Origin of the sequence: Mycobacterium scrofulaceum, from assembly GCF_001667885.1 — a bacterium.
Classification (GTDB): domain Bacteria; phylum Actinomycetota; class Actinomycetes; order Mycobacteriales; family Mycobacteriaceae; genus Mycobacterium; species Mycobacterium scrofulaceum_C.
Map to the genome: position 1 here is coordinate 263,515 of NZ_LZJW01000075.1, position 7,714 is coordinate 271,228.

General features: G+C 68.1%; 6 protein-coding genes and 2 pseudogenes. 3 read left to right on the forward strand and 5 right to left on the reverse strand.

Going from position 1 to position 7,714, the window contains the following annotated elements:
- Positions 1 to 150: 150 nt before the first annotated feature.
- Entirely contained in the window at positions 151 to 2,184 is a 2,034-nt protein-coding gene (locus A5681_RS11750; RefSeq protein WP_067274017.1) for an LCP family protein, read from the forward strand.
- Positions 2,185 to 2,240: 56 nt separating this feature from the next.
- Positions 2,241 to 2,909: a phosphate signaling complex protein PhoU gene (gene phoU / locus A5681_RS11755; protein ID WP_067274020.1), complete on the forward strand. Its 669-nt coding sequence runs from the start codon at positions 2,241 to 2,243 to the stop codon at positions 2,907 to 2,909.
- A 9-nt stretch (positions 2,910 to 2,918) separates the two neighbouring features.
- Here phoU and pstB read toward each other — a convergent pair whose 3' ends face one another.
- From pstB to mshD, 5 genes and pseudogenes are all read right to left on the reverse strand, one after another.
- On the reverse strand, positions 2,919 to 3,695 hold the full coding sequence (gene pstB / locus A5681_RS11760; RefSeq protein WP_067274023.1) for a phosphate ABC transporter ATP-binding protein PstB: 777 nt from the start codon (positions 3,693 to 3,695) through the stop codon (positions 2,919 to 2,921).
- A 13-nt stretch (positions 3,696 to 3,708) separates the two neighbouring features.
- The gene (pstA, locus tag A5681_RS11765) at positions 3,709 to 4,623 is read right to left on the reverse strand and encodes a phosphate ABC transporter permease PstA (protein WP_067274159.1); all 915 of its coding nucleotides are present in this window, start codon (positions 4,621 to 4,623) and stop codon (positions 3,709 to 3,711) included.
- Positions 4,620 to 5,651 (reverse strand): phosphate ABC transporter permease subunit PstC, encoded by a 1,032-nt coding sequence (pstC, locus tag A5681_RS11770; RefSeq protein WP_419866313.1) that lies wholly within the window; start codon positions 5,649 to 5,651, stop codon positions 4,620 to 4,622. Before pstC ends, pstA begins: the two co-directional genes overlap by 4 nt.
- Positions 5,652 to 5,699: 48 nt before the next feature.
- Complete coding sequence (gene pstS, locus A5681_RS11775) at positions 5,700 to 6,827, reverse strand: phosphate ABC transporter substrate-binding protein PstS (RefSeq protein ID WP_067274030.1); 1,128 nt, start codon at positions 6,825 to 6,827, stop codon at positions 5,700 to 5,702.
- Between the two features lie 165 nt (positions 6,828 to 6,992).
- Positions 6,993 to 7,382, reverse strand: a pseudogene (gene mshD / locus A5681_RS27090) (mycothiol synthase); the annotation flags it as partial.
- Here mshD and A5681_RS27095 point away from each other — a divergent pair.
- Positions 7,377 to 7,714: pseudogene (locus tag A5681_RS27095) on the forward strand (mycothiol synthase); the annotation flags it as partial. The pseudogenes mshD and A5681_RS27095 sit on opposite strands and share 6 nt — an antisense overlap.

Below are 7,714 nucleotides of genomic sequence, written 5' to 3' on the forward strand. Positions count from 1 at the left end.
GCGGATCGGTAACGCGTCGCCAGCCGAGCGCGACAAAGGAGTGCGATCCGCGGGTGGCACGAGCCGCAGCGCCGACGACGCCGCGCGCCGCGACGGCATCGCGCACGGACACGCTGACATCCGCATCAGAGCTTCGGAGGCCGGTAGGACATGAGTGACGCCGAGGACGACGCCACTCGCGACGCTCGCCGCGCCGCGCTGGGCGCCGCCCCGTGGGAGCGATTCTCGGAGCCGCCAGCCGACTACAGCGTGCACCTATGGCAGACGGACGCCGGCGTCGAGACCGTGCGGCCTCCGGCAGCCGACGACGAAGGGTCCGGGTCCCACACGGGCGGCGGCGTCAGCGTCGCCGACCTGATCGCCAAGCTCGGCGCCCCGTCGACCGGCCGGTCCACGCACCGCCACGCGGAGCCCGAGCCCGAGCCCGCGTTCGCCGAGGCCGAATCGGACATCCCGCTCGGGTTGCGGGACACCCAGGTGATCGAGGACCTGGCCTACTCGCTCGACGCCGTCTCGGAGCTCCCCGACCTCGAGGCCGGCGACCGCCGGGACGACGACGGGCCGGCAGCCGACGGGACCCCCGACGCTCACGCGCGTAAACCGCGCCGCCGGCACCGGCCGATGCTGCTGGCCGCCCGCTCGGTGGCGGCGCTGTTCGCCGTGCTGGCCGTGGCGTTGACGGGCGGGGCGTGGCAGTGGAGCACCTCGAAGAACGCCCGGCTCAACACCGTCAGCGCCCTCGACCAGCAGTCGGATGACATTCGCGACCGCAACGGACAATACGGGGACGAGGACTTCCTGATCGTCGGCCTGGACTCCCGCGCCGGCGACAACGCCAACATGGGCGCCGGCAGCACCGACGACGCCGACGGCGCGCGGTCCGACACCGTGATGCTGGTCAACATCCCGGCCAACCGCAAGCGCGTGGTGGCGGTGTCGTTCCCCCGCGACCTGGCGATCACCCCGATGCAGTGCGAGGCGTGGAACCCTTCGACCGGCAAGTACGGGCCGCTCTACGACGCGAAGACCAAAAGCTGGGGCCCGAAGATGGTCTACACGGAGACCAAACTGAACTCGGCGTTCGCCTTCGGCGGCCCGAAGTGCCTGGTGAAGGAAATCCAGAAGCTGTCCGGACTGAACATCAACCGGTTCATCGCCGTCGACTTCGCCGGGTTCGCCAAGATGGTCGACGCGCTGGGCGGTGTCGAGGTGTGCTCGAAAACCGCGCTGCACGACTACGAGCTGGGCACGGTGCTCGAACACGGCGGCCGCCAGGTGCTCGACGGCCCGACCGCCCTGAATTATGTGCGGGCCCGCCAGGTCACCACGGAAACCAACGGCGACTACGGCCGCATCAAACGCCAGCAGCTGTTCCTGTCGTCGCTGCTGCGCTCGCTGATCTCCGAGGACACGTTGCTCGACCTCAACAAGCTCAACAACGTCGTCAACATGTTCATCAGCGACACCGTCGTCGACAACGTGCAGTCGAAGGACCTGATCCAACTCGGTCAATCGTTGCAGGGGATGGCGGCCGGGCACGTCACCTTCGTCACGGTGCCGACCGGCGTGACCGACCAGAACGGCGACGAGCCGCCGCGGATGGCCGACATGCGGGCGCTGTTCGACGCCATCATCAACGACGATCCGCTGCCCGAGGAAAACGACCAGAACGCAAAGAATTTGGGGACATCCGACGACAAGTCGGGTCAGACGAAGGCGCCCGCCACCAAGCAATCGCCCGCCCCCACCGCGGCCCCGGAGGCCCGACACGAGCAGGTGACCACCACCACCCCGAGCGATGTCACGGTGCGGGTCTCCAACGCGACGACGCAGAGCGGCCTGGCCACCACGGCCACCAGCCAGCTCAAGCGCAACGGCTTCAACGTGATGACACCGGACGACTATCCGAGCTCGGTCAGCACGACGACGGTTCTGTTCTCGGCCGGCAACGAGCAGGCCGCGGCGACCGTCGCGTCCTCGTTCGCCAACGCGAAGGTCCAGCGAGTCTCCGGCTACGGGCAGGTTGTTCAGGTGGTGCTCGGGCCCGACTTCAAATCGGTCGCCACCCCCCAGCCGAGCGGTTCATCGATCAGCCTGCAGATCGAACGCGGCTCCGGCAGCGCGCCGGCCAAACTTCCCGAGGACCTGACCGTCACCAACGCTGCCGACACCACCTGCGAGTAAGCGCTTTTGGGCGCTCCGCCGCCCGTTTTGCGCGCCGAGACCGTACGCTTGGCAGTATGCGGACCGCCTACCACGAGCAGCTCTCGGAGTTGTCCGAGCAGCTCGGCGAGATGTGCGGGCTGGCGGGTATCGCCATGGAGCGGGCCACCCAAGCCCTGTTGCAGGCCGACCTGGTGCTGGCCGAGCAAGTCATTTCCGACCACGAAAAGATCGCCACGCTGAGCGCCCGCGCCGAGGAGAGCGCCTTCGTGCTGCTGGCCTTGCAGGCACCGGTCGCCGGTGACCTGCGGTCCATCGTGAGCGCGATCCAGATGGTGGCCGACATCGACCGGATGGGCGCGCTGGCCCTGCACGTCGCCAAGATCGCCCGCCGCAGGCACCCCCAGCACGCGCTACCCGAAGAGGTCAACGGCTACTTCGCCGAAATGGGCCGGGTCGCAGTCGAATTGGGTAACAGCGCGCAAGAGGTGGTGATGTCCCGCGATCCGGAGAAGGCCGCCCGGATTCGCGAAGAGGACGACGCGATGGACGATCTGCACCGCCACCTGTTCTCGGTGTTGATGGACCGCGAATGGAAGTACGGGGTGGCGGCCGCGGTCGATGTCACCCTGCTGGGCCGGTTCTACGAGCGCTTCGCCGACCACGCCGTCGAAGTGGCCAGGCGCGTCATCTTCCAGGCGACCGGAAAGCTTCCGGAAGAGGAGACGAAGCCGGCCTCGCGGTAGGCGTCCGGGTTAGCCGAAGCGGCCGGAGATGTAGTCCTCCGTCGCCTTCTGGCTGGGGTTGGAGAAGATCTTCTCGGTGTCGTCGACCTCGATCAGCCGCCCCGGCTTGCCGACGGCCTCCAGGTTGAAGAACGCGGTGTAATCGCTGACCCGCGCCGCCTGCTGCATGTTGTGGGTGACGATGACGATCGTGTAGTCCTGCTTGAGCTCGCTGATCAACTCCTCGATGGCCATCGTCGAGATCGGGTCCAGCGCGGAGCACGGCTCGTCCATGAGCAGCACGTCGGGTTGCACGGCGATCGCCCGCGCGATACACAAGCGCTGTTGCTGACCGCCGGACAACCCGCCGCCCGGCCGGTCCAACCGGTCCTTGACCTCATCCCACAGGTTCGCGCCGCGCAGCGAGTACTCGGCGGTCTCGTCGAGCACCTTGCGGTTGCGCACGCCCTGCAGCTTCAAGCCGGCCACCACGTTGTCGCGAATCGACATGGCGGGGAACGGGTTCGGCCGCTGAAACACCATGCCGATCGCGCGGCGCACGCCGACCGGGTCGACTCCGGCGCCGTAGATGTCCTCGTCGTCGAGGAGCACGCTGCCCTCGACCCGTCCGCCGGGCACCACCTCATGCATCCGGTTGAGCGTGCGCAGCACCGTCGTCTTTCCACAACCTGACGGGCCGATGAACGCTGTGACGCTGCGCGGCAGGATCGACAGCGTCACATCCGCGACCGCGTGAAACGAACCGTAGTAGATGTTGACGGCTTTGAGGTCCAACCGTTTGGCCACTTACTGCTCCTGCCTATGACTTCTTGGTGCCAAGGAACTTCGTTATCACTCGGGCCCCGATGTTGATTGTGGCGATCACCAGGATGAGGGTTAGGGCGGCACCCCACAACCGATCCGTGGGGACCGGGCTCACGCCCGCGCCGGCGCTGGTCTGGTTGTACATCATGCCGGGTAGCGTCCCCATGAAGCCACTGAAGATGTCGAAGTTCATGGATTGCGCGTAGCCGACCAGGATCAGCAGCGGGGCCGTCTCGCCCATCACCCGGGCCATCGCCAGCATGATGCCGGTGATGATGCCGGACAGGCCGGTGGGGATCACCACCCGAATGATCGTCTTCCACTTCGGTACGCCCAGCGCATAGCTGGCCTCGCGCAGATCCACCGGGACGATTCGCAACATCTCCTCGGTGGCTCGCACGATCACCGGCAGCATCAGCAGGACCAGGGCAAGCGACACCGCGAACTGGGAGCGGGGAAGGCCCAGCGTCGCCACGAACAGGGCGTAGATGAACAACGCCGCCACGATCGAGGGCACTCCGCTGAGAATGTCGACCATGAACGTGGCCAGCCTGCCCAGCGCCGTCCCGCCGCCGTATTCCGTCAGATAGATGGCGAGCATGATGCCGACCGGGATGGAGATGAGCGCGCACACCACTCCCTGCAGCACGGTGCCCACGATCGCGTGGTAGGCGCCGCCGCCGGCCACGAAGGCGGTCATGCCCGCTTGCGAGTGCGTCCACCAGACGGTCGACGCGATCGCCCTGAATCCCTTCGCGACCACCGAGTACAGCACCAACACCAGGGGCGTCACCGCGATCACCATGGACAGCGAAACCAGTGCCAGCGCAACGTGATCCGTGACCCGGCGGCGCCGGCTGGGCCGCGAGAAAGTGCGCGGCTTCAGCGGCCGGTCCAACATCGAGGTCATCGGGCGCCCCATCGGGTGCCGGCGGCGGCGCCCCGCGCCAGGGCGTCGACGAGGAAGGTGAGCACGAAGAGCGCCAGCCCCGCCGCGATGTAAGCGCCCGCCTTGTACTGGTCATTGAATTGGGCGGCTGTTCCCGCGATCTTGGTCGCGACGGTCGAGCCGCCGTCGAACAGCGACCAGCCGAACATTGCCTGCGTGCCGCGCAGGATGATCAGCAGCGCGACCGTCTCCCCCAACGCCCGGCCCAGTCCCAGCACCGCCGCGCTGATGTAGCCCGACCACCCGAACGGCAGCACGATCGTCTGCACCACTTCCCAGCGGGTGGCGCCGAGCGCCAGCGCGGCCTCGATCTGCTCTTGCGGTGTCTGCATGAACACTTCGCGGGTGACGGCGGTGATGATCGGCAGGATCATCACCGCCAGGACGATGCCGCCGGTGAAGATGGTGCCGCCACCGGCCACCGACGTGTTGCCGTCGGCGAACAGGAAGCACCAGCCCAAGGATCGGTTCAGCCAGGTGGCGACGGGTCCCAGCTGCGGCGCCAGCACGTAAAGGCCCCACGCGCCGTAGATGATGGACGGGACCCCGGCAAGCAGGTCGACGGCGTAGGCCAACGGGCCGGCCGTGCGCCGCGACGAGTACTGGGTGATGAAGATGGCGACGCCCAGGGCGACGGGCATGGCCAGCAGCAACGCGAACACCGACACGAACACGGTGACCTTCAGCAGATCCGAGATGCCGAAGTGCATCGCCGAGGTGTCGGTGGTGACCCAGTTGCCGCCGTAGCTGAAGAAGTTCTCCCGATCGCGCTTCAACGCCGGCACCGCACGCAGCAGCAGGAATCCGCCGATTGCGCCGATCACCACCACGATCAGCAGGCCCGAACCGGTGGCGAGCCAACGGAACGCACGATCCCCGACGTGCGGCCGGGCCGCTCCCCACGGGGAGATCGGTATCAGCGGCGCCTCGGGGAAGGGCGCGGCCACGGTCGCGCCCGAACCGGCGTCGGCGGGGTTTGGCGTGGTCACTGTGATCCCGGCACAGTTCGGTCGCTCCTTAAGCCCGGGGCCACTTGGTCACTGCAGGGCGTTGATCGCGGCAACCAGCCGCTCTTTGACCTTATCGGGCAGCGCGACATAGCCGGCCGATGAAAGGTCCGCCTGCCCGCTGCCGGCGGACACCGTGAGGAACGACTTGATCGCGCCGGAGGTGTCGGCGTCGGAGCCCTTCGAGCACACGATCTCGTACGTTGCCAGGACCAAAGGGTAGGACCGCGGGTCCTGGGAGCTGTACATCGGATTCAGGTCGAGCACCAGGTCGTTGCCGTCACCGACGAAATTGGCGGTCCGCACGGCGTTTCCGGCGGTCTCGTTGGTGAGCGGGATGACGCCGCCCTTGTTGGTGCCGATTTGCGCGTAGGGCAGGCCGGCCTGGTCGGCGAAGCCCTTCTCGACGTAGCCGATGGCGCCCGGGGTGGATCGCACGGCCTGCACGACACCGGCCGACTTGGTCGCCCCCTCCCCGACGCCGCCCTGGAACTCGGTGCCCACGCCTTTCGTCCAGCTCTGCGGCGCGGCCGCCGTCAAGAATTTCTGCACGTTGTCGGTGGTCCCGGACGAGTCCGTACGGTAGATCGGCGTGATCTTGGTGTCGGGCAGCACGACGCCGGGATTGAGGGCCGCCAGGATCGGGTCGTTCCAGGCCGTGATCCGCCCGCTGAAGATCTTGGCCAGCGCATCACTGCTGACCACCAGCGCCGGCACCCCGGCGAGGTTGTAGACCAAGGCGATCGGCCCGAACACCAGCGGCAGGTCCCACGCGGGGTTTCCGTCGCAGCGGGCGGCGGCCGGACCGATCTGGTCCGCGGCCAGCGGGGAGTCGGCCCCCGCAAAGTCGACATGGCCGGCGATGAACTGCTCGCGTCCGGCGCCGGAACCGGTCGGGTTGTAGGAGACGCTCTTGCCCGGGCAGTACTGGCCCCAGACCTGGTTGAACAACGCCATCGCGTTCTGTTGAGCCGTCGAGCCTTCCGCGGTCAGCTTGTTCTTTCCGCTGCATCCCGCCGTGCCCGTGGGGCCGGAGACCGCTGCCGGCGACGCCCCGCGTCGGTTCTGGTCGCTGCCACAGCCGGTGAGTGCGCCGCTGCCGGCCGCCATCGCCACGACCAGCGCGGCCAGCGCTCTGCCTCCCCTGTCGAGCCTCACCGATCTCGCTTCCTGACGCGTAGTCGTGCCCGCGTACGCCGCCGGCCGTCTCCCAAGAGGTTGCCAGGTCGGCGCGAAAATATGCTCCGACGCAGCCCGCGGCAACCTCTCACTAGCAGGCGCAAGTGAACGGCCGGGGCCACCTGACCACCTGCCCGCACGTTTTCAGCCGGCCGAAGGTACCGCGTAGGCGGTGTCCACGCTGTAGGTGGTGAAACCCAGGCCCTGGTAGGTACGCACCGCGGCTTGGTTGTCGGACTCCACGTAGAGCAGCACGGTCGGTCCGGCCGAGCCGGCCAGCCGCTGCGCCAATGATTCGATGCCGATGGCCGTCAGCATCTGGCCCATGCCCCGGCCCTGCGCGGCCGGGTCGACGCCCACGACATACACCTCCCCCAACCCGGGCTGATCGGAGTGCACCTTGGTCCAGTGGAAGCCCAGCAGCTTCCCTTCGTGACCGTTCCCGGCGTCGTCGAAGGCCAGGAACAAACCGGCCGGGTCGAACCAGGGTTCGTCGCGCCGCTCGGCCAGCTGGGCTTCGGTCCAGCCGCCCTGGCGCGTGCGGCGTTGGCCGAGACCGCCGGGAGCAACCGATTCTGGGCGCACGGCACGCTCGAGCCGGCCCGGGCCACCGCCACCGCGCTCGGCCTCGTTCCGGTCCGCGAGCTCCTGCAGATGCGACGGACGCTGCGCGACGTCCACGACTTGGTGCGCCCCGTGCCGGGGGTGCGGGTCCGCACCTACGCGGGCGCCTCCGACGACGCCGAGTTGCTGCGTGTCAACAACGCCGCGTTTGCCGACCATCCTGAACAGGGCGGCTGGACCGAAGCCCAGCTGGCCGAGCGGCGCGACGAACCCTGGTTCGACCCGGCCGGTTTGTTCCTGGC